Origin of the sequence: Nonomuraea antri (assembly GCF_013283785.1) — a bacterium.
Taxonomy (GTDB): domain Bacteria; phylum Actinomycetota; class Actinomycetes; order Streptosporangiales; family Streptosporangiaceae; genus Nonomuraea; species Nonomuraea antri.
The window spans coordinates 1-21776 of sequence record NZ_JABCPZ010000063.1 but is presented as its reverse complement, the minus strand read 5'-3'; the positions used below and the strand labels follow the sequence as shown (position 1 = coordinate 21776).

General features: G+C 70.0%; 21 protein-coding genes and 1 tRNA gene. 6 read left to right on the top strand and 16 right to left on the bottom strand.

From position 1 onward, the window contains the following. Positions 1 to 16 precede the first annotated feature (16 nt). The 9 genes from HII36_RS21645 to HII36_RS21605 all read right to left on the bottom strand — a co-directional run bounded on the left by HII36_RS21645 (position 17) and on the right by HII36_RS21605 (position 8723). Complete coding sequence (locus HII36_RS21645) at positions 17 to 856, bottom strand: WecB/TagA/CpsF family glycosyltransferase (RefSeq protein WP_173525052.1); 840 nt, start codon at positions 854 to 856, stop codon at positions 17 to 19. After that, the gene (locus HII36_RS21640) at positions 853 to 1773 is read right to left on the bottom strand and encodes a glycosyltransferase family 2 protein (protein ID WP_173525051.1); all 921 of its coding nucleotides are present in this window, start codon (positions 1771 to 1773) and stop codon (positions 853 to 855) included. The genes HII36_RS21645 and HII36_RS21640 overlap by 4 nt, the downstream gene beginning before the upstream one ends. Next, positions 1770 to 2654, bottom strand: a complete 885-nt coding sequence (locus HII36_RS21635; protein ID WP_328807818.1) for a sulfotransferase family protein — start codon at positions 2652 to 2654, stop codon at positions 1770 to 1772. Before HII36_RS21635 ends, HII36_RS21640 begins: the two co-directional genes overlap by 4 nt. Before the next feature lie 159 nt (positions 2655 to 2813). Next, positions 2814 to 4076, bottom strand: a complete 1263-nt coding sequence (cysN, locus tag HII36_RS21630; protein WP_173525050.1) for a sulfate adenylyltransferase subunit CysN — start codon at positions 4074 to 4076, stop codon at positions 2814 to 2816. Next, positions 4076 to 4990 (bottom strand): sulfate adenylyltransferase subunit CysD, encoded by a 915-nt coding sequence (cysD, locus tag HII36_RS21625; protein ID WP_173525049.1) that lies wholly within the window; start codon positions 4988 to 4990, stop codon positions 4076 to 4078. Before cysD ends, cysN begins: the two co-directional genes overlap by 1 nt. 17 nt (positions 4991 to 5007) lie before the next feature. Further along, positions 5008 to 5787 carry a 3'(2'),5'-bisphosphate nucleotidase CysQ gene (locus HII36_RS21620; RefSeq protein ID WP_173525048.1) on the bottom strand — a complete coding sequence of 260 codons (780 nt, stop codon included), beginning with the start codon at positions 5785 to 5787 and terminating at the stop codon, positions 5008 to 5010. Next, positions 5787 to 7169 carry a sugar transferase gene (locus tag HII36_RS21615; protein WP_236003732.1) on the bottom strand — a complete coding sequence of 461 codons (1383 nt, stop codon included), beginning with the start codon at positions 7167 to 7169 and terminating at the stop codon, positions 5787 to 5789. Before HII36_RS21615 ends, HII36_RS21620 begins: the two co-directional genes overlap by 1 nt. 189 nt (positions 7170 to 7358) lie before the next feature. Beyond that, positions 7359 to 7943: an aminoacyl-tRNA hydrolase gene (gene pth, locus HII36_RS21610; protein WP_173525047.1), complete on the bottom strand. Its 585-nt coding sequence runs from the start codon at positions 7941 to 7943 to the stop codon at positions 7359 to 7361. A 135-nt stretch (positions 7944 to 8078) separates the two neighbouring features. After that, on the bottom strand, positions 8079 to 8723 hold the full coding sequence (locus tag HII36_RS21605; RefSeq protein WP_173525046.1) for a 50S ribosomal protein L25/general stress protein Ctc: 645 nt from the start codon (positions 8721 to 8723) through the stop codon (positions 8079 to 8081). Between the two features lie 137 nt (positions 8724 to 8860). On the opposite strand from HII36_RS21605, the gene HII36_RS21600 reads away from it, so the two are divergent. Next, entirely contained in the window at positions 8861 to 9343 is a 483-nt protein-coding gene (locus tag HII36_RS21600; RefSeq protein WP_173525045.1) for a DUF5946 family protein, read from the top strand. Between the two features lie 19 nt (positions 9344 to 9362). On the opposite strand, the gene HII36_RS21595 is transcribed toward HII36_RS21600, so the two are convergent. From HII36_RS21595 to HII36_RS21585, 3 genes are all read right to left on the bottom strand, one after another. Further along, on the bottom strand, positions 9363 to 10340 hold the full coding sequence (locus HII36_RS21595; protein WP_173525044.1) for a ribose-phosphate diphosphokinase: 978 nt from the start codon (positions 10338 to 10340) through the stop codon (positions 9363 to 9365). Beyond that, positions 10337 to 11788 (bottom strand): bifunctional UDP-N-acetylglucosamine diphosphorylase/glucosamine-1-phosphate N-acetyltransferase GlmU, encoded by a 1452-nt coding sequence (glmU, locus tag HII36_RS21590; RefSeq protein ID WP_173525043.1) that lies wholly within the window; start codon positions 11786 to 11788, stop codon positions 10337 to 10339. The genes HII36_RS21595 and glmU overlap by 4 nt, the downstream gene beginning before the upstream one ends. Positions 11789 to 11972: 184 nt before the next feature. Then, positions 11973 to 12047 (bottom strand) — tRNA-Gln (locus HII36_RS21585). Positions 12048 to 12340: 293 nt separating this feature from the next. On the opposite strand from HII36_RS21585, the gene HII36_RS21580 reads away from it, so the two are divergent. The 4 genes from HII36_RS21580 (at position 12341) to HII36_RS21565 (ending at position 17183) form a co-directional block, all read left to right on the top strand. Next, positions 12341 to 13282: an acyl-CoA desaturase gene (locus HII36_RS21580; RefSeq protein WP_173525042.1), complete on the top strand. Its 942-nt coding sequence runs from the start codon at positions 12341 to 12343 to the stop codon at positions 13280 to 13282. 79 nt (positions 13283 to 13361) lie between these two features. Then, the gene (locus HII36_RS21575) at positions 13362 to 14234 is read left to right on the top strand and encodes a TetR/AcrR family transcriptional regulator (RefSeq protein WP_236003730.1); all 873 of its coding nucleotides are present in this window, start codon (positions 13362 to 13364) and stop codon (positions 14232 to 14234) included. Positions 14235 to 14287: 53 nt separating this feature from the next. Further along, on the top strand, positions 14288 to 16348 hold the full coding sequence (locus tag HII36_RS21570) for an RNA degradosome polyphosphate kinase (RefSeq protein WP_173525040.1): 2061 nt from the start codon (positions 14288 to 14290) through the stop codon (positions 16346 to 16348). After that, positions 16341 to 17183: an NUDIX hydrolase gene (locus tag HII36_RS21565; RefSeq protein WP_217369789.1), complete on the top strand. Its 843-nt coding sequence runs from the start codon at positions 16341 to 16343 to the stop codon at positions 17181 to 17183. Before HII36_RS21570 ends, HII36_RS21565 begins: the two co-directional genes overlap by 8 nt. A gap of 23 nt (positions 17184 to 17206) precedes the next feature. Here HII36_RS21565 and HII36_RS21560 read toward each other — a convergent pair whose 3' ends face one another. The 4 genes from HII36_RS21560 to HII36_RS21545 all read right to left on the bottom strand — a co-directional run bounded on the left by HII36_RS21560 (position 17207) and on the right by HII36_RS21545 (position 21059). After that, positions 17207 to 18277 (bottom strand): cytochrome P450, encoded by a 1071-nt coding sequence (locus HII36_RS21560; protein ID WP_328807817.1) that lies wholly within the window; start codon positions 18275 to 18277, stop codon positions 17207 to 17209. Between the two features lie 102 nt (positions 18278 to 18379). After that, entirely contained in the window at positions 18380 to 19858 is a 1479-nt protein-coding gene (locus tag HII36_RS21555) for a CYTH and CHAD domain-containing protein (protein ID WP_173525039.1), read from the bottom strand. A 52-nt stretch (positions 19859 to 19910) separates the two neighbouring features. Beyond that, on the bottom strand, positions 19911 to 20258 hold the full coding sequence (locus HII36_RS21550; RefSeq protein WP_173525038.1) for a VOC family protein: 348 nt from the start codon (positions 20256 to 20258) through the stop codon (positions 19911 to 19913). 30 nt (positions 20259 to 20288) lie between these two features. Beyond that, positions 20289 to 21059, bottom strand: coding sequence for a trans-aconitate 2-methyltransferase (locus tag HII36_RS21545; protein WP_217369787.1), 771 nt, complete (start codon positions 21057 to 21059; stop codon positions 20289 to 20291). 252 nt (positions 21060 to 21311) lie between these two features. Here HII36_RS21545 and HII36_RS21540 point away from each other — a divergent pair. Continuing rightward, positions 21312 to 21776: MarR family winged helix-turn-helix transcriptional regulator (locus HII36_RS21540; RefSeq protein ID WP_173525074.1), on the top strand; the 465-nt coding region annotated here is incomplete at its 3' end.

Below are 21776 nucleotides of genomic sequence, written 5' to 3'. Positions count from 1 at the left end.
CAGGCGGCCGGCGGGCTCACCTCCGGCGCAGACGCCTGATCAGGCAGCCGCAGAACAGCCGGGCGGCGAACGGCAGGTCGTGGACCAGATACCGGCGCGCCAGCCGCCCCGGCTCCCCCGCCAGCCGGTACGCCCACTCCAGCCCGGCCCGCTGCATCCACTCCGGCGCCCTGGACGCCGCGCCCGCCGCGAAGGCGATGGCCGCGCCGCAGCCCAGGAACCAGGCCCCGGGCAGCTCCTCGCGCAGCTCGGCGATGAGCAGATCCTGGCGAGGGAACCCGAGCCCGACGAACACCAGCGCGGGCCGGGCGGCCACCACCTTCGCGCGCACCCGGTCGCGGCCTTCCGCGCTCTCGTCGAACCCGTACGGCGGCGCGTCGGCCCCCAGCACCCGCAGCCCCGGGTAGCAGCTCGTCAGCTCGGCGGCGGCCCGCTCGGCCACCCCGGGCGGCCCGCCGAGCAGGTAGACCGGCCAGCCCCGGCGGGCGGCCAGCTTGCTCAGCGACCAGATCAGGTCGGCGCCGGTCACCCGCTCGGGCAGCGGCGTGCCGGCCAGCCCGGCCGCCCACACCACCGGCATGCCGTCGGCCACCACCAGCTCGGCCGAGCGCACCAGCTCGCGCAGCCGGGCGTCCTTGGCGGCCAGGCGGCAGATGTCGACGTTCGGCGTGACGATGCGTCCGCCCCGGCCGGCGGCCAGCTCGGCGGCGACCGTGCGGACCACGGCGTCCTCGGTGAGCGGGTCGAACCCGATCGGCCCCACGCGGACCCGGCGTGCCGTCCGTCTTCTGCCGGGCTCGGCGGAACCGGATCGCGGCGCGGGGACCTTCGGGATGTTCGCTCCGATGCGGGTCATATGCCGTGCCCGCGCTGGTGCAGCAGGGCCAGCACGGCGGGCGCGGAGATCAGGCCGGCCGCCACCGCCAGCGCGATCGGCGCGCGCGGCTCGCCGGCCCTGGCCGCGAACGTGCGCGCCGCCCAGCGGGCGGCCAGGCCCCGGTGACCGAGCGCGGCGTGCCCGAAGGCGAGCTGACCGTAGACGCGGGCCGCGCCGCGCTGGTCGTCGGCCAGCTCGGGGTGCTTGGCCAGCATCCACTCCAGCCCGGCGATGCGTTCCGCCCACCGCCCGGCGTAGTGCGACGCGCCCCAGCGCACCCGTACCAGCGGCCGGTCGACGTGCGTGATGGGCCGCCGCTCGGCCGCGCGCAGGGCCAGGTCCCAGTCCTCGTTCTGGCCGCCTGGCGCGCTCTCGTCGGCCCACAGCGCGCCGCGCTCGAACAGGAACGTCGAGGAGTGCACCATCACCATGCGGGACCTGACCAGGTCGGCCGCCGTCACCGCCGAGGCGCCGGCCAGCCTGACGGTGCGCCGCCTGCCGTACTCCACCTCGACGGCGCACGAGGCGAACTCGCCGCCGTCGGCCAGCGCCCGCGCCTGAGCGTCGAGCTTGCCGGGCAGCCAGAGGTCGTCGTCGTCGCAGAAGGCCACCAGGTCGGTCTCGCAGGCGGCGATGCCGGTGTTGCGCGCCCCGGGCAGGCCGGGGGTGCGCCGGTTGGCGAGGACTCGCACGTGGTTCCTGAGGTCGCCGGCCACGCGGGGCACCAGCACGTCGGCGATCTGCTCGGCGACCGTCGTGGGATCGGCGCCGTCGGCCACGACGACCAGCGACAGCGGGCCGGCGTACCGCTGGTCGAGCACCGCGCGCACCGCCTGCCCGAGCTGCGCGGGACGATCGCCACGGGTGGGTATCACCACGCCGACGGACCTGGTCATGCCGCGCTCCGGTAGCCGTAGGCGGCTCTGAGCGGCCAGGTGAGCGCGCCGACCAGCCGCCGGTCCCGTGACGCCAGCCCGCCGGTCCAGGAGTCGTCCCGCCGCAGCTCGACCGCTCCGACGGTGAAGCGCATCGGGTTGCCCGAGACCGTGTGCGCCGGGCTCAGCCTGGCCGTGCCGCCGGTCAGGAACGGCGTGCCGCCCGCCGGCAGGCCCAGCCGCGCGGCCAGCCAGGACAGCGTGGCGGCCGGATCGCGCACCAGGTCCTCGTATCTGACCCTGGTCACGCCGGGCAGCAGTTCGAGCGCGAGGTTCTGGGCCGTCCAGTGCAGGGCGGTGCGTGCCGCGCCCCAGCGGGCCATCGGCCGCCCGTCCTCCGGCCTGGCCACGCTCCTGCCCCACGAGTGGGCCACCGCGCGCGGGTCTCTGATGACCTGGACGACCCGTACGTCCACCCCGGCGGCCACCAGGCAGTACGCCAGCGAGGCGTGCTTGCTGGAGTCGACCACCACCCGGGCCCCGGCCGCCCGGTAGATGCGCTCGTAGGCCCGTCCGTACTCGGCCAGGTCGGGATGGCCGATGCGGACGATCCTGCGCGTGCGGTCGACCCGGTGCCGCAGGTGCAGCATCCGCTCGGCGAGCGGCCCGCTCCAGCCGCCGAACGCGCGCTCGCCGACCGAGCGCCAGAACGGGCAGGCGGGGAACGGCTCGCCGCACCCGCACGGCTCCCCGGCCAGGACGCCGCGCGCCCACAGGTGCACGACCTCGCCGAGCGCCACGACGCCGGGCAGCTCGCCCAGGAGTCTTTCGAGCAGCGTGGTGCCGCTGCGGCCGAGCCCGCCCAGGAAGATCACCTGAGGCGGGGAAGTACGGTCGTTCACAGGAGGGACGGGCTTTCCAATCGCGAACACGGATTGCGACGACCCTAGCGCGGAGGGTAATCACAAGGTCGCGAAGCCCGGAAAGATCTACCTCATGCGACCGGCTCCCCGCCAAGCAATGGCAGGGAGCCGGTCAACACCGCATCTCAGCGGTCTCGATCAGTGCGCGTCGATGACCATCCCGGCGCCGACGGTGCCGTTGGTGGCCTCGTCGACCAGGATGAACCCGCCGGTCATCCGGTTGCGCGAGTAGTCGTCGACGAACAGCGGCTGGGTCACCCGCAGCGACACCCGGCCGATCTCGTTGAGCCCGAGCGAGGTCGCCTCCTCGTCGCGGTGCAGGGTGTTGACGTCCAGCCGGTAGTGCAGGTCACGCACCAGCGCGCGGGCGGTGCGGGTGGTGTGCTTGATCGTCAGCTTCGAGCGCGGGGTCAGCTTCACCCCGTCGGCCATCCAGCACACCATGGCCTCCAGCTCCTGGGCGGCCTGCGGCTGGTTGTTCGGCCTGGCGATCATGTCGCCGCGGGAGATGTCCAGGTCGTCCTCGAAGCGCAGCGTCACCGACATCGGCGGGAACGCCTCCTCCACCGGGCCGTCGAAGGTGTCGATCGAGGCGATCCTGGTCGACAGGCCCGACGGCAGGTGCACCACCTCGTCGCCCGGCTTCAGCACGCCGCCCGCGACCTGGCCCGCGTAGCCGCGGTAGTCGTGGAAGGCGTGCTCGGTGGCCCGCTGCGGCCGGATCACGTACTGCACCGGGAAGCGCACGTCGACCAGGTTGCGGTCGGAGGCGATGTGCACGTTCTCCAGGTGGTGCAGCAGCGACGAGCCGTTGTACCACGGCGTGTTCTCCGACCGGGTCACCACGTTGTCGCCGTTCAGCGCCGAGATCGGGATGAATGTCAGGTCGGACACGTTCAGCTTGGACGCGAACGAGGTGAACTCCTCGCGGATCTCCTCGAACCGCTCCTGTGAGTAGTCGACCAGGTCCATCTTGTTGACCGCCAGCACCAGGTGCGGCACCCGCAGCAGCGAGGTCAGGAACGCGTGCCTGCGCGACTGCTCCAGCACGCCCTTGCGCGCGTCGATCAGGATGATCGCCAGGTCGGCGGTGGACGCGCCGGTGACCATGTTGCGGGTGTACTGGATGTGGCCCGGCGTGTCGGCGATGATGAACTTACGCCGCGGCGTGGCGAAATACCGGTACGCCACGTCGATCGTGATGCCCTGCTCCCGCTCGGCGCGCAGGCCGTCGGTCAGCAGCGACAGGTCGGTGTACTCGGTGCCGCGGTCGCGCGAGGTGCGCTCGACCGCCTCCAACTGGTCCTCGAAGATCGCCTTGGAGTCGAACAGCAACCGGCCGATGAGGGTGGACTTGCCGTCATCCACACTTCCCGCCGTGGCGAAGCGCAAAATGTCCATCAGAAGTAGCCCTCTCGCTTACGGTCCTCCATGGCGGCCTCCGAGGCGCGGTCGTCGGCCCTGGTGGCCCCGCGCTCGGTGATCCGGGTGGCCGCGATCTCCTCGATGATCTCCTCGACCGTGGCGGCCTTCGACTGCACCGCCCCGGTGCAGGTCATGTCGCCCACGGTGCGGTAGCGCACCACCGACTCGAACAGCGGCTCGTCCTCGCCGCGGGGCACGACGTCGGCGTCGGGCAGCAGCATGCCGTCACGCTCGAACACCTTGCGGGTGTGGGCGAAGTAGATGGAGGGGATCTCGATGCCCTCGCGCCGGATGTAGTCCCACACATCCAGCTCGGTCCAGTTCGACAGCGGGAAGACCCGGATGTGCTCACCCTTGCGGATGCGCGAGTTGTACAGGTTCCACAGCTCCGGCCGCTGGTTCTTCGGGTCCCACTGGCCGAAGTCGTCGCGGAAGGAGAAGACCCGTTCCTTGGCGCGGGCCTTCTCCTCGTCGCGACGCGCGCCGCCGAAGACGGCGTCGAACTCGTTCTCCTCGATCGCGTCGAGCAGGGTGGTGGTCTGCAGCCGGTTGCGCGAGGCGCGCCGCCCGGTCTCCTCGGCCACCCGGCCGGCGTCGATGGACTGCTGCACGCTGGCCACGATCAGCCGCGCGCCGAGCTCGGCGGTACGGCGGTCGCGGAAGGCGATCACCTCGTCGAAGTTGTGACCCGTGTCGACGTGCATGAGGGGGAAGGGAATGGCGGCCGGCCAGAACGCCTTCTCCGCGATGCGCAGCATCACGATGGAGTCTTTGCCGCCGGAGAACAGCAGACAGGGACGCTCGAATTCGGCCGCGACTTCGCGCATGATGTGGATGGCCTCGGCTTCGAGTACGTCGAGCTGCGACGTGGTGTAGTCGCGCTGGAGCATGGGCGCTTCCTCCGGCGTTAGCGATGCAGGTCCCGAATCCCGGCGAGCAGGGATGACGCCAGTTCAGGTAGGGAAACCAGAATATCCGGTAGTGAAGGGTCGGCTTGGTTGTAGGTCAGCTCTGCGCCGTCGATGCGGCTCGTGTGGGCTCCGGCGGCCTGCGCCACCGCCACCGGCGCCGCCGAATCCCACTCGTACTGGCCGCCGGCGTGCACGTACGCCTCCACCTCACCGGTGAGCACCGCGGAGATCTTCGCCCCGGCCGAGCCGATCGGCACCAGGTCGGCCCCGACGAGATAGGCGAGGTTGCGGACGAACTCGGGCGGCCGGGTACGGCTCACCGCGATGCGGAAGCGGCCCCGGTCGGCGTCGGCCGGGTCGTAGGGCGGCCGCTTGGGCGGGTCCTGCGTGCTGAGCGTGCGGCCCTGCGCGGGCAGCGCCACGGCCCCGGCCGTCAGCCTGCCCTGCTCCCACAGCGCCACGTGCACGGCCCAGTCGGACCGGCCGGCCTCGGAGAACTCCCTGGTGCCGTCGAGCGGGTCGACGATCCACACCCGGGACGCGCTCAGCCGGCGCGGGTCGAGCCGCTCGGCCCTGGTGGCCTCCTCCGACAGCACGCTGTCGGAAGGGCGCAGCCTGGCCAGCGATTCCATGAGGAAGACGTGTGACGACCTGTCCCCCTCGGCCTTGAGCGCGGCGGCGTCGTCGAAGCCCATGCGCTCGCGCGTGCGCAACAGCCTCTCGCCTGCCTCGGTCGCCAGATCGGCGGCGAGCGCGTGGTCGTCGCGAATGGTCATCAATATGCTCCTTGCCCGCGGGCGACGGCCGACCAGGTCTTCCAGAGGATCTGCAGGTCCAGGGTGAGGGACCAGTTCTCCACGTAACGCAGGTCTAGGCGCACCGATTCCTCCCACGATAGGTCAGATCTGCCGCTTACCTGCCATAGTCCGGTAAGGCCCGGACGTACGAGCAATCTCCTTCGTACATCATCGCCGTAGCGCGCGACCTCCTCCGGAAGAGGGGGACGTGGCCCGACTAGCGACATGTCACCCTTGAGTACGTTGATGAGCTGGGGCAGCTCGTCGAGCGAGTGCCGGCGCAGAAACGTGCCGAGCGGGGTGACGCGCGGGTCGTTGCGCACCTTGAACAGCACCCCGTCGCCGTCGCTGACCAGGGTGATCTTCTGCCGCTCCGAGCCGCGGCGCATGGTGCGGAACTTGACGATCGTGAACAGCCTGCCGTCTCTCCCGACCCTGGTCTGGCGGAAGAAGGCCGGGCCCGGGCTGGTCGCGCGCACCGCGATCGCCAGCCCGGCCAGCGCCGGCGCCAGCAGCACCAGCAGCCCGGCGGCCAGCACGCGGTCGAAGACGTTCTTGACGAGCTGCCTGACGCCGGCCAGCTCGGGGTGTTCCACGTGCAGCAGCGGCAGCCCGGCGGCCGGCCTGATCGTGGTGCGCGGCCCGGCCACCTCCATCAGCGCGGGCGCGACGACCAGTTCGGTGTGGGTGCGCTCCAGCTGCCAGGCCAGGCGGCGCAGCGCCAGCCCGTCCATCTCCTGGCAGGCAAGCACGGCGACGGTGTCTGCGCGGTACTGCTCGACGACCAGCGGCACGTCACCGAATCCGCCGGCCACCGGGACCTGGGCCACGCGGCCGGGCCGGCCGGGGACGCAGGCGGCGACGACGTCCATGCCGTGGTAGCGCTCCCTGCGGAACAGCTCGACCAGCTCGGCCACGGACGCGGCGTGGCCGACGGCCACGACCCTGCGCATGCACGCGCCGCGCGCGCGGCGCCGGTGCAGCGCGCGGCGCAGGCCGTATCTGAAGATCAGGGTGAGGGTGGTGACCAGCGGCAGGGAGAGCACGACGTAGCCGCGCGCGACGTCGGTCTTGGTCAGGTAGGAGCCGATGGCGGTGGCGGCGGTCAGCGCGAGCCCGCACCGGGCGATCCTGCGGAATTCCTCGGATCCGATGCCGATCATGCGGGGCTCGTAGGCGCGGCTGAGCGCGACCGAGCAGACCCACACGAGCGGCAACGCCGCGCTGACCAGCAGGTACGGCAGGTCATGACCATTGAACCCGCCGAACCGGATATGAAAAGCGGCCGATGAGCCGATGGCGGCGCCACACAAGTCGGCGATGACGGCACGCAGGCGGTAGGAGCGCACCCATGTCGGCATGCGTGGACTGACCCTGCGAGACGTCGGTGGGCAAGGGTGGACGACGGTCATCAGTCCCGCGCCGCGAGCTCCGCGAGCCCATCGAGCTCCGTCGCTCACGCACGCCTCCACGTGACCCGTCGTCAACTGACAGGCACTGATCGTAGCGACGCGGGCCGGGCGGCACCGGCGAACGGCTCTATGCGGTGATCAGCGTGGAGGGCCGGAGATGTGCAGGTCGGCGCGGTGGTAGTCGTTTTGCGTGGCTTCCAGGCCGCGGGCGATCAGCGACTCGACCACGTCGGCCGCGCGGTCGACCAGGAAGGGCAGGTCCTTGCGCTCGGCGGTGCCGAAGTCGCGCAGCACGAAACTGGCCGGGTCCATCCGGCCGGGCGGGCGGCCGATGCCGAAGCGGACCCTCAGGTAGTCGCGGGTGCCGAGGGCGCTGGTGATCGACTTGAGCCCGTTGTGCCCGTTGACGCCGCCGCCGAACTTGGCGCGCAGCGCGCCGTACGGGACGTCGAGCTCGTCGTGGACGACGATCAGCCGGTCGGGACCGATCTTGTAGAAGTCGCCCAGCGCCTTGGTGGGGCCGCCGGACAGGTTCATGAACGTCAGGGGCTTGGCCAGGATCGCGGCCTGGGTCTCGAGCACGTCTGCGCGGCTCTTGTGCGCCTTGAAGCGCCCGCCGGCCCGGGCGGCCAGCTCGTCGAGCACCATGAAGCCGGCGTTGTGCCGGTTGGCCAGGTATTTGGGCTCCGGATTGCCCAGCCCGACGATCAGCCAGCGGTCCATGCGCTCCCCCTCGTGGTGCCCTCGTGTCTCGATGACGGCCCGATGATGACGGCCAGTGATCACTGCCGGTGATGACGGCCGGATGCGGAAACGGGGCGGCCGGAATCCGGCCACCCCGTGTCGCGAACAGACCGGTTACTCGGCGGCAGCGCCCTCGACGGCCTCGTTGGCCTCGGCCTCGACCTCGGGCTCGCCCTCGGCGGCAGCCTCGTCGGCGGCCTCGTCGAGCTCCTCGACGGTCTCGGTCGGCTTGTTGATGACGTGCAGCACGACCGACTCGGGGTCAGCGGCCAGGGTGACGCCCTGCGGCAGCTTGAGGTCGCCGGCGGTGACCGCGGTGCCGATCTCCATGCCCTCGACGTCGACCTCGACGCCGGTCGGGATGTGGGTGGCCTCGGCCTCCACGGCGACGGCGATGAGCTGCTGGTCGAGCAGGCCCTCGGAGTTGACGTCGCCCACGGTGGTGACGGGGATCTCGACGGTGACCTTCTCGCCGCGCTTGACCAGGAGCAGGTCGACGTGCTCGACGAAGCCCTTGATCGGGTCACGCTGGACGCCCTTGGGCAGCGCGAGCTCGTCGACGCCCTCGCCCTTGAGGTGGATCAGCACGTTGGCGGTGCGCAGCGCGAGCAGGACCTCGTGGCCGGGCAGCGTGAGGTGCTTGGGCTCGATGCCGTGGCCGTAGAGGACGGCGGGCACCTTGTCGGCGCGGCGGATCTTGCGCGCGGCGCCCTTGCCGAACTGGGTGCGGGGCTCGGCGGCGATACGTACTTCGGACACGACATCTCCTAGGGATGCGGAGGTTCGACTGGGTTCCGGCGCTCACCCTCACCCGCCCTAGCGGAAGGCGTTACGAGCGCAACTTGCTCAGTCTACCGGTATCGCGCGCCTCGCCCGCCCCGCCTAGGGTGTCGATCATGATCGGCACCCCTGAGACAGACCGGTGTGAGTGCGGCGCGTCCGCCGGGCCGCTGGGCGTCTGCGTGGACTACTACCACGCCGTGCTCGCCGAGGAGCAGGGCGATCCGCTGATGTACCGGTGGCACGCGCCGGTGGTCTGCGCGTATCTGCTGCAGCATCCCGCCCGGGCCCACCAGAAGTATCTCGACGGCCAGTTCCGCCAGCTCCAGCTGTTCCTGGACCTGGGTCTCGACGCGATGCTCCGGCTGGCGGCACACCAGGTGACGCGGAACAAGCGCGGCGGGCCCGGCTTCGACGTCGCGCCGCTGGCGGCCTACGCGCCGCTCCCGCCGGGCGGCCCGCCGCCGCGCTTCCGCGCCACGTTCCGCGACCTCCCGGCTGGGGACGGCGGCTTCGTCTCCGACGGGCATCCGGCCTACGGCCGCCGCATCGAGGCCATCGCGGCGGCGACCGTGGAGTCGTGGCTGGCTCTGCGATAGCCGGGCCGGCGGCGCTCGATCAGGTGTCGCCCTCGAACAGGCTGGTGACCGAGCCGTCGGTGAACACCTCGGTGATCGCGCGGGCGATCAGCGGCGCGATCGACAGCACGGTGAGCTTGTCGAAGCGGCTGGCCGGCGTCAGCGGCAGCGTGTTGGTGACGATGACCTCGGATATGCGCGAGTTCTTCAGCCGGTCGACGGCCGGGTCGGAGAAGACCGCGTGGGTGGCCGCCACGATCACGTTGGTGGCGCCCTGCTCGTAGAGCGCGTCGGAGGCCTTGCAGATCGTGCCCGCGGTGTCGATCATGTCGTCGATCAGCACGCAGGTGCGGCCGCGTACCTTGCCGACGACCTCGTTGACCTTCACCGAGTTGGCCACGTCGAGGTCGCGGCGCTTGTGGATGAAGGCCAGCGGGGTGCCCAGGGTGTCGGCCCAGCGCTCCGACAGCCGCACGCGGCCGGTGTCGGGCGAGACGACGGTGGTGTTCTCCAGGTCGAGCTTGTTCTTGAGGTAGCTCTCCAGGACCGGCATCGCGAACAGGTGGTCGACGGGGCCGTCGAAGAAGCCCTGGATCTGCGAGGTGTGCAGGTCGATCGACATGAGCCGGTCGGCGCCCGCGGTCTTGAACAGGTCGGCCATGAGGCGGGCGGTGATCGGCTCGCGGCCGCGGCCCTTCTTGTCTTGCCTGGCGTAGCCGAAGAACGGCATGACCACGGTGATGCGCTTGGCGGAGGCCCGCTTGAGCGCGTCGACCATGATGAGCTGTTCCATGATCCATTTGTTGATCGGGCCGGTGTGGCTCTGGATCACGAAGGCGTCGCAGCCGCGCACCGACTCCAGGTAGCGGGCGTAGATCTCGCCGTTGGCGAAGTCGATCAATTTGGTGGGGGTGAGGGAGACGCCGACGTGCGCGGCCACCTCCTCGGCCAGCTCCGGATAGGCGCGGCCGGAGAAGAGCATGAGGTTCTTCTCGCCCGGCTGTTTGATGCTGGTCACTGATTACTCTCCTGCTGTGCTCGCTCGGCCAGCGCCCGCTCGGCGGCGGCGGCCGACTTCGTGCCCGCGCGCCTGCGCAAGACCCATTTCTCGATGTTGCGCTGCCGCGCTCTGGCCACGCCGATCGCGCCTGGGGGTACGTCGTCGACGATCACCGACCCCGCCGCCGTGTTGGCGCCGTCGCCGATCGTCACGGGTGCGATCAGCATGGTGTCGCAGCCCACGAACGCGCCGTCGCGCACGGTGGTGTGGTTTTTGTTGACCCCGTCGTAGTTGACGAAGATGGTGGAGGCCCCGATGTTGACGTCCTCGCCGATCGTGGCGTCGCCCGCGTACGTCAGGTGGGGCACCTTGGAGCGGTCGCCGACCTTGGCGTTCTTCATCTCCACGAACGTGCCGGCCTTCGACTTGTGCCCGAGCACGGTGCCCGGGCGCAGGTAGGCGTAGGGGCCGACGCTGGCCTCCGGGCCGATCTCGGCGCTGTCGCAGACCGCGTTGCGCACGGTCGCGCCCGCGCCGACGCGGGTGTCGGTGAGCGTGGTGCCCGGGCCGATCTCGGCGCCCGCCTCGATGACGGTGCCGCCGTGCAGCTGGGTGCCGGGGTGGATGACCGCGTCAGGCTCGATCCGCACGCCCACGTCGATGAACGTGCTGGCCGGGTCGATGATCGTGACCCCGGCGCGCATGTGGGACTCCAGCAGCCGCTGGTTGAGCACCTTGCGGGCGAAGGCGAGCTGGACGCGGTCGTTGACGCCTTCGACCTCGGTGTAGTCGGCGGCGGTCCAGGCGCCGACCCGGTGGCCGTCGCCGCGCAGGATGGACAGCACGTCGGTGAGGTATTCCTCGCCCTGGGCGTTGTCGGTGGAGACCCGCTTGACGGCGTCGGCCAGCAGCAGCCCGTCGAAGGCGTAGATGCCGGAGTTCATCTCCCTGATGGCGCGCTGCTCGGCGGTGGCGTCCTTCTCCTCGACGATCTTCAGCACGGCGCCGGACTCGTCGCGGATGATGCGCCCGTATCCGGTCGGGTCGGGCACTTCGGCGGTGAGCACGGTGACCGCGTTGCCGTCGGCGGCGTGCCGTTCGAGCAGGGCGGCCAGGGTCTGGGCGCGCAGCAGCGGCACGTCTCCGTAGGTGACCAGGACGGTGCCGGCGATCGTGCCGACCTCTTCGAGCACGGTGCGCACGGCGTGGCCGGTGCCGCGCTGCTCGCGCTGCACGACGGCGCGCGCGTCGGGGCTGGTCTCGGCCAGGTGGCCGCCGACGCGTTCGAGCGCGTGGCCGATGACCACGATGAGCTCCTCGGGCCCCAGGTCGCGGGCGGCGGCGAGCATGTGGTCGACCAGCGCACGGCCGCACAGCTCGTGCAGGACTTTGGGGGTCTGACTCTTCATCCGGGTACCCTCGCCTGCGGCGAGGACGATGACTGCGGCCGGGCGCGGCACACTCACGGACTGAGGCTCCCTGTGACTGGACGGATCAGGGCTGTCGATGCGGCTTCCGCGCCATCACGCCGGGCCGTGTTCGGCGGCCCTGCGTAGGTCACGGTTCACCGGCACCTACCCTCCCGACACCGTGAGGATACCTGGCCGCCCCGACGTTGTTCCTCGGGGGTGAAGCCTCAGAGCATGGTCATGGCTCCCGGAAGAGGACTCGAACCCCTACAAAGTGGACCAAAACCACTTGTCCTGCCGATTAGACGATCCGGGACTGGGCAGACGCCGTGGCGTCCGACACATCTCCTACGATACCGACCCCCCATCAGCATCGCGCCCGTAATTACACCGCAGATCCGGCGTCCGGGTGAAGCCGCCCTGGTCGCGACGGCCTGAGCACATAACAGACGACCCGAAAAGCCGCAAGACGCAAACCTCGCCACACCTCGGGCGCGACAGCGTCACGTTCCCCACATTCACACCTTAGGTCTTCCTTACTTACGCTGGCGTAGGTTACGGTTGCGTAGCCCGGACATTCGTCCTCATACATGTCGTGAGAGGTAGCCCATGACCGTTCTCGCCGAGCGTCCAGCGCCTGCGCCGAAGCCCGATTTCGAGCCGGAGCCGAAGTCCAGGGCAGAGCTCATCACCTTCGGACTCGTCGTCGGACTGCCCCTGGTCGCCTTCGTGGCCGCGATCCCGCTGGCCTGGGGCTGGGGCCTGGTCGGCTGGACGGACCTGGCGATCATGTTCGTCTTCTACCTGGTCTCCGGGCTGGGCGTCACCGTCGGGTTCCACCGTTACTTCACGCACGGCTCGTTCAAGGCCAACCGGCCGCTCAAGATCGTGATGGGCGTCGCGGGCAGCCTGTCGCTGGAGATGTCCGTGCTCGACTGGGTCGCCACCCACCGCAAGCACCACAAGTTCTCCGACAAGGAGGGCGACCCGCACTCGCCGTGGCGCTTCGGCCCCGGCTTCAAGGCCATGTCCAAGGGCCTGCTCTACGCCCACATGGGCTGGCTGTTCGAGAGCGAGCGCACCAACAGGGACAAGTACGCGCCCGACCTGTGCAAGGACCCCGACATCATCAAGCTGCACAAGTGGTTCCCCGCGTTGGCCGTCACCTCGATCGCGCTGCCCGCCGTGCTCGGCGGCCTGATCACCTGGTCCTGGCAGGGCGCGCTGACCGCGCTGTTCTGGGGCTCGATCGTCCGCATCGGCCTGCTGCACCACGTGACCTGGTCGATCAACTCGATCTGCCACGTGTTCGGCGAGGAGGAGTTCCAGTCGCGTGACAAGTCGCGCAACGTCTGGTGGCTGGCGATCCCGTCCTTCGGCGAGTCATGGCACAACCTGCACCACTCCGACCCCACCTGCGCCAGGCACGGCGCGCTCAAGGGCCAGATCGACCTGAGCGCCGGGCTCATCCGGATCTTCGAGAAGGCCGGCTGGGTGCACGACGTGCGCTGGCCCACACCGGAACGCCTGGCGGCGAAGCGCATTGCCTGACGCCGATACCTTGGCGAGCGGCCGTCAATCGGCTACCGCCATTATGGAGACCGTGACCGAACCCCGATCTCGCAGGCGCATGACCGGTAGAGAGCGAAGAGAGCAGCTGATCAGGATCAGCCGCACCCTGTTCGCCGAGAAGGGGTTCGACGGGACCTCTATCGAGGAGATAGCCGCCACGGCCCAGGTCTCCAAGCCCGTGGTGTACGAGCATTTCGGCGGCAAGGAAGGCGTCTACGCGGTCGTGGTCGACCGCGAGATGCAGAAGCTGCTCGGCATGATCACCGAAGCCCTCGCCGCCGCTCACTCCCTGATCAAGCTGGAGCGGGCCGCGCTGGCCCTGCTGCAGTACATCGAGGAGAGCAGCGAGGGCTTCCGCATCCTGGTGCGCGACTCGCACGCCGCCTCGGGCACCGGCACGTTCGCGAGCCTGATCAGCGAGATCGCCAGCCAGGTCGAGGACGTCCTGGCCGACGAGTTCTCCTCCAGGGGCTACGACCCCAAGCTGGCCCCCATGTACGCCCAGATGCTGGTCGGCATGGTGGCGCTGACCGGGCAGTGGTGGCTCGACGTACGCAAGCCCGGCCGCGAGGAGGTCGCCTCCCACCTGGTGAACCTGGCCTGGAACGGGCTGACCGGGCTCAACCCGCAGCCCGCGCTCACCCTGGCCTCCCGCGAGGCGACGGCGCCGAAGACGGCCCGGCCGCCGGCCAGCGAGAAGGAGCTGCGCGAGCTGGAGAAGGCCCGCGAGAAGGAGCTCAGGGAGGCCGAGAAGGCCAGGGTGCGCGAGCTGAAGGAGGCCGAGAAGGCCAGGGTGCGTGAGCTGAAGGAGCGCGAGCGGCTGCTGCGGGAGGCCGAGAAGGCCCGCGAGCGGGAGGACAAGATCCGCCAGCGCGAGGCCAGGCTGGCCGAGCGGGCGGCCAGGCTGGAGCAGGCGGACCCGACCGAATAACCGTTGCGGTTAAGTTAACGTTCCGTTCAACCAAAGCGGGCAATATACGCCATATGTCCGCGCAACCGCTGCACTCGGGAAATGACCTGCCCCTACCACAGGAACGGTTCCTCAACCGCGAGGAAAGCTGGTTGCAGTTCAACGAACGGGTGCTCCAACTGGCCGAGGACCCCTCGCTCCCGCTGCTCGAACGCGTGCGTTTCCTGGCCATCTTCGCCAGCAATCTCGACGAGTTCTTCCGCGTGCGCGTGGCCGGGCTCAAGCGGCGCATGGCCACGGGGCTGCTGCTGCGGACCAAGAGCGGGCTGAAGCCGCGCGAGGAGCTGGTCAGGATCGCCGCCATCGCGGACGCCCTGGCCAAGCGGCATGCGGCCGTCTTCCACGGGCAGGTCTGCCCGCAGCTGGCCGGGGAGGGCATCGAGATCGTCCGCTGGGACGATCTGGGCCGCGAGGAGCGCACCGAACTACGCAAGCTGTTCAGGGAACGCATCAGGCCGGTGCTCACTCCCCTGGCCGTGGATCCCGCCCACCCCTTTCCCTATATTTCCGGGCTCAGCCTGAATCTGGCGGTCGTGGTGCGGAATCCGGTGACCGATCACACGGTGTTCGCCCGGGTAAAGGTTCCTTCGCAACTTCCCCGGTTCGTCCCGGCGTCCAAGGATCGTTTCGTACCGCTCGAAGACGTCATCGCCGCACATCTCGGGCAGCTCTTCAAGGGCATGGAGATCGTCCAGCACCACGTCTTCCGCGTCACCAGGAACGAGGACCTCGACGTGGACGAGGACGTCACCGAGAACCTCATGCAGGCGCTGGAGAAGGAGCTGCTCAAGCGCAGGTTCGGGCCGCCGGTGCGGCTGGAGGTCGAGGACACGATCACCCCCGAGGTGCTCGAACTGCTGGTGGAGGAGCTGGAGCTGGCTCCGCACGAGATCTACCGGCTGGCCGGGCCGCTCGACTTGTCCGGCCTGCACGCCATCGCCGACCTGGACCGGGGCGAGCTGAGCTACCGGCCGTTCGTGCCGTCGGAGGTGGTCAACGCCGAGGACGACATCTTCACCGTGCTGCGCGAGCGCGACGTGCTGCTGCACCACCCGTACGACTCGTTCGCGACCAGCGTGCAGCGCTTCATCGAGGTGGCCGCGGCCGACCCGCGGGTGCTGGCCATCAAGCAGACCCTCTACCGCACCAGCGGCGACTCCCCCATCGTGGACGCGCTGATCGACGCCGCCGAGGCGGGCAAGCAGGTCGTGGTGGTGGTCGAGATCAAGGCCCGCTTCGACGAGCACGCCAACATCTCCTGGGCCAGGAAGCTGGAACGGGCCGGCTGCCACGTGGTCTACGGCGTGGTCGGGCTCAAGACGCACTGCAAGCTCGCGCTGGTCGTGCGCCAGGAGCCGTCGGGCGAGCTGCGCCGCTACTGCCACATCGGGACGGGCAACTACAACCCCAAGACCGCCCGCCAGTACGAGGACTTCGGCCTGCTCACCGCCGACCCGCTGGTGGGCGAGGACGTCACGGACCTGTTCATCCACCTGACCGGTTACTCCAACCACTCGGCGTACCGGCGGCTGCTGGTGGCGCCGCACTCGCTGCGCGGCGGGCTGCTGGCCAGGATCGAACGGGAGATCGCGCACCAGCAGGCCGGGCGGCCGGCCAGGATCAGGATCAAGACGAACTCGCTGGTGGACGAGCCGATCATCGACGCGCTGTACCGGGCGTCCAGGGCCGGGGTGCCGGTGGACCTGTGGGTGCGGGGGATCTGCATCCTCCGGCCCGGAATTCCCAATTTGTCGGAAAATATCCGCGTAAGGTCGGTTTTGGGGCGGTTTCTGGAGCACTCGCGGGTGTACGAGTTCGGGCTCGGGCGGCGTCCCGAGATCTGGATCGGCAGCGCGGACCTCATGCGCAGGAACCTCGACCGCCGGGTGGAAGCCCTGGTCAAGGTGACCGCGCCGGCACACAAGTCCTACCTCGTCGAGCTGATGGACCGCGCCATGTCCGACACCACGAACGCGTGGTGGCTGAACGCCGACGGCACCTGGATCCACCACCCCGGCCAGGACCTGCAGAGTCACCTGATCGGCACGCGTCGCTGGAGGACCATTGATGACTGATGTGCTCCGGGCCGCCGGCGCGGTGGTCTGGCGGGGCGAGGAGAGCCGTCCCGAAGTGGCCGTGGTGCACCGTCCGCACTACGACGACTGGACCTTCCCCAAGGGCAAGGTGAAGACCGGCGAGCACCTGATCGCCGCGGCGCTGCGCGAGGTGCACGAGGAGACCGGCATGACCGTGTCGCTCGGCCGCGCGCTGCCGCCCGTCCACTACCTCAAGGCCGGACGGCTAAAGCGGGTCGACTACTGGGCCGCCCAGGCCGATCCCTTCGCCGGGTTCACCGCCAACGACGAGGTGGACGAGATGCGCTGGCTCCCCCTGGAGCGGGCGCGTGAGCTGCTGAGCTACGAGTGGGACGTGGGCCTGCTGCGCGCGCTGGTGGCCGCGCCGCTGTCCACCGTCCCGCTGGTGCTGGCCCGCCACGGCACGGCCGGGTCGCGTCAGGACTGGGCGGACGACGACGCGCTGCGCCCGCTCGACCCCGACGGGCGTGCCCAGGCCGCCACGCTGGCCGAGGTGCTGCCCGCCTTCCGGCCCGAACTGCTGCTCAGCTCACCCAGCCGGCGGTGCGTGGAGACGCTGGAGCCGTACGCCGACCGGGCCGAGCGCCAGATCGGGGTCGAGCCGATGCTCAGTGAGGAGGGCCAGGACCCGCAGAAGACGCCCGACCTGCTCAGGGACCTCACCGTGGCCACGGTGGCGTGCAGCCACGGCAAGGTGCTGCCCGAGCTGATCCACGCGCTCAGCGGCAAGGACGTGCACCTGCGCAAGGGCGCCTTCGCGGTCGTGCACCGGCTCGGCCGCGACGTGGTCAGCGTGGAACGTTACGCCAGCTGACCTCGCCGCGGGCCTGGACCCCTTCACCAGGTGACGGGGAGCGCGGCGAAGCCGTCGGCGATGCGGCCCTCGCTGAGCGGCAGGTCCGCGAAGGGCACCGCCAGCCGCAACCCGGGAAACGCCTGGAACAGCCGGCCGAAGACGGCCTCCAGCTCCACCCGTGCCAGGCTGGCGCCGATGCAGAAGCGCGGCCCGTACCCGAAGCTCAGGTGCGCCTCACCAGGCGGACGAGTGATGTCGAAGACGTCGGGATCGGGATAGACCCGCTCGTCCCGGTTCGCCACGCCCGGCACGATCACCACCCCCTCGCCCCTGCGGATCGTGAGGTCGCCGAGGTCGATGTCCTCGTGGGCGTACCTGGGTATGCCGTGCAGGCTCGTGGTGACCATGCGCAGGATCTCCTCGACCGCGCCGGGCGCCAGCCCCGGATCGGCCCTGAGCAGCGCGAGCTGGTCGGGATGGGCCAGCAGGAGCATCACGCCGAAGTCGATCCGGTTGACCGTGGTCTCGTGCCCGGCGAACAGCAGCCCGCCGGCCAGCTCGGCGATCTTCCCGTCGTCGTCCAGCTCGTCCACCAGGTCCGACAGCACGTCCTCGCCCGGGTTGTCGCGTTTGTCGCGGATGAGCGTCGCCATGTACGCACCCATCTCCTCGCGGGCCGCCTGGCTGTCCGCCGCGTCCAGCGTCGACCCCATACGTGCGGAGATGCCGCTGAAGTAGTCCCTGTCCTCGTAAGGGACGCCGAGCAGCTGGCAGATGACCAGCACCGGCAGCGGGAAGGAGAGCTCGGCGTGCAGGTCGGCGGGCGGGGTCAGCTTGGCCAGGTGGGCCAGCCGCTCGTCCACCAGCGTGCCCACGTGGTCGGTGAGCGCCTTCATGCGGCGCGCGGAGAAGGCCGGCACGAACAGCTTGCGCATGCGCGTGTGCTCGGCCTTCTCGGTCTCGATCTCGCCCTGCGGGCCGCCGAGCAGCGCCGAGCCCGACAGCCTGGCGGCCTTGTCGGGCTCCGGGTGCGAACGGCCGAGCCTGGGGTCGGCGAACAGCTTCCGCGCGTCCTCGTAGCCGGTGACGAGCCAGAACTCGTCCCCGGCCACGGTGCGTACCCGCGCGATGCCCGCCCTGGCCCGCAGCTCGCGATACGCCGCGGGAACCTCGAGAAGGTTACTTCGCCCGAAAGGGGATTACCGGAAGCTCAGTCATAGAACCTTCTTAACAGCTTCCACGGTCTGCGCCCAGATCCTCGGGAAGTCGGCGTGTGCCCGGTCGGCGGTGTTGCGTTCGATGCCGATGAGCAGGCCATAGGTGAAGGTGTCCTCGCCCGCCTGCCTGGCGCTCTCCGCCTCCTTGGCCAGGGTCTCCTGCGCCACCACGCCGTCCTGGTGGGTGCCCAGCACCTCCTGGACGTCCTCGGCCAGCCCGGCCAGCTTGCCCATCCGCTTGCCGAGGGTGGGCTGGAGCGCTTCCGCGGTGTATCGAGCGCGTTTGGCCGCCTTGCGCACGTCGTGCATGGCGATTTCGCGGCGTTCCGGGTCTTCGATGGCCTGAGCGGTGTCGTACGCCTTCGTGACCCGGTTCCAGTTGGCCGCCGCGATCGCGCTCAGCCTCTCCCCCGCGGGCTGGGCGGCGGCCTTGCCCAGCTCGGGCTCGGCGACGAGCGCGTCCAGGGCGTTCAGCAGCGTGTAGTAGCGGTCGCCGCTCAGCGTCTCCCTGATGTGCTCGTACGCCTCCTGCTCGCGTTTGTGCAAGTCGGAGCCGAGCCGGGTCTGAATGGGGCCGGTGACCAGCTCCGGGGCCAGGCCGGCGAGATGCCCGGCGAACCTGGCCCTGATGACCTCCAGGTCGCGGGCCTCGCCCAGCACCGTACCCAGCCAGCGCAGCTCCTCCTGGAGCCGGTCGGTGCCGGTGACGACGGACTTGAACGCCTTGAGCGCGCTGCGCAGCCTGCGGGAGGCCACCCGCATCTGGTGCACGGCGTCCTCTTCCGCGCGGCGCACGCGGGGGTCCTGGGCCAGGAGCGCGTTCACCTGGCCGGCCAGGTAGTCGATCACGGTCTCTCCGGCCGTGTCCGGATTCGTGGCCACGCGCCGGGGCTGAGGCGGATCGAGCAGCTTGGCGAGCTTGCTGGCCGCCCCGGACGGCGTGGCGCCGGCCTTCTTCAGCCGCTTGCCGACCTTGGCCAGTAAGGCCCGCCGCTCCTGATCGAGCAGCTCGGCCTCGACCTCGCGCCAGCGGATCACCGTCGGCGTCTCGCCGAACACGGTGCCCTTGACCCGGTCGTCCGCGATCTCCACCAGCCCGGTCCCGCCCTCGCGCAGGACGGTCACGCTCCTGCGGGTGTCGAGCTCGGCGACCACCTGGAGCTCGGCGCCGCGCGTGTAGGCGCGCACGAGCTCGGCCAGCTCCAGCGGCACCTGCTTGGTGCTGCGCGTGAGCGGGGCGGTGATCTCCTGGCGCACGCCCTTGGCCTTGGGCAGCTTCAGATGCCAGCCGGCGTCGTCGCCGCCACGTCTGCGCCGGAGTGTGATGCCACGGGTCGCCAGCCGCAAGTCCGGCGTGTCGTAATAAAGGGCCACAAGCTGGTACGACTTGGGGCCGACCACCTCGGCCAGACCACTCAGGTCCGGTACGCCGAAGCCGGGGGGAACGTCGAACTTGTCCTCGATCTCGATGCCCACTGCACCTCGCAAGAGTCCGATTTCGGACAATGATGCCACCCGTTGGTGAACATCACACGGATTGCAGCAGCTCGATTCTGTTGCCGGCCGGGTCGCTGACGTACACGCGGCGGTAGCCGGGGAACAGGTCGTCGGGGATCGCGTCGGGCAGCTTCGCGACGAGGGCGTCCAGGTCCGTCACCAGGAACGCCGGATGCGCCTTCGTGGCCGGCCTGAAGTCGGCGTCGATGCCGATGTGGATTTCCACCCCGTCGCCGCGGAACCACGCGCCGCCGCGCTTGGCCAGCTCGGGCGGCTTGGGCACCTCGGTGAGCCCGAGCACGCCCGCGTAGAACGCGCGCATCTCGGGCTCACTGCCGGGCGGGGCGGCGAGCAGGACATGGTGTAACGCTCTGATCATCGGTGGATCACCCTTCTGCTTTCTAGGTTTCTACTTCTGGGCTACGACGAAGATGCGGCGGAACGGGAACGGCGTGCCGTAGCTCTGGGCCGGATAGGCCTCGGTCAGCAACCTGCCGAGATCGGACTTGAAGCGGTACTGCTCGTGCTCGTTCAGCCGGTCGAATATCGGGCGCAGCGCGGTGCCGGAGACCCAGTCGAGCACCGGGTTCTCACCGTGCAAGACGTGCACGTACGTGGTCTCCCAGGCGTCCACCTGGGTGCCGGCGTCGTTGAGCAGGTCCAGGTACTCCATCGGGGTGCCGACCGGGCTGCCCCGGTCGAACTCGCCGAGCTTGTCGGACCACGTCCTGGACGCGCAGACCTCGCGGATCGCGACGTGGCTGGGCGCGTCGAAGTTGCCCGGCACCTGGAAGGCCAGCCACCCGCCGAAGCTCAGCTCCTCCATCCAGTGCTCCAGCACCCCGCGATGCTCCGGCACCCACTGCAGGACGGCGTTGGAGATGATCACGTCCACCGGGCGGTCCGGGTGCCAGGTGCCCACGTCCGCGACCGCGAACCGCACCTTGGTCTCCAGCTTGCGCGCCTTGGAGATCATCGCCGGGGACGCGTCGTAGCCTTCGATCGTCGCGTGCGGCCAGCGATTCGCCAGCTCGACGGTGAGTTCACCACTGCCGCAGCCGGCGTCCACGACATAATCGGGTTCTACCGACCCGACGCGCGAGATCAGCTCGATGAACGGCCGGGACCGCTCGTCTGCGTAGATCGCGTATGTGAGCGGGTCCCAGATATCTCTCGACATAAAGATAATTGATATCGAGATAGGTATCTCGATGTCAAGACAGTACACTTCTGTGTCATGACGGAGGACGCGCACGACGAGGCGGAACGCCCGACCCCCGAGGGGGTGCATCAGGAGACCAGCCGGCCCACCCCGAACTCAGGGACCGGCGCGGATCACCCCTCGAGACCAACCCCAGGACGGCCCGCGGAATCCGGGCGGCGGAGACGGGTTCAGCAGTCGGCTGCGGCCGAAGGCCAGGACGAGGTCGACCTGCTCGTCGCCGCCTGGCAGGCCGAACGGCCCGACCTCGACGTCGAACCGCTGCAGGTGCTCTCGCGGGTGTCCCGGCTGGCCAAGCACCTCGACCGGGCCAGGAGAGCCGCGTTCGCCGAACACGACCTGGAGCCCTGGGAGTTCGACGTCCTGACCGCGCTACGCCGCGCCGGCAAGCCGTACGAGCTCAGCCCCGGCGCGCTGCTGCGTGCCACGCTGGTCACCTCGGGCACGATGACGAATCGCATCGACCGCCTCGCCCAGGCCGGCCTCGTCCGCCGCCGCCCGGATCCCGAGGACCGGCGCGGCGTCCTCGTCTCACTCACGGACACCGGCCTGGCCAGGGTCGACGCCGCATTTGCCGACCTGCTGCGTCGCGAGCGAGAGCTCCTGTCCGGGCTCGGCACCACTGACCAGCGCGCCCTGGCCGCCCTCCTCCGCACCCTCCTCGCCCCCTTCGAC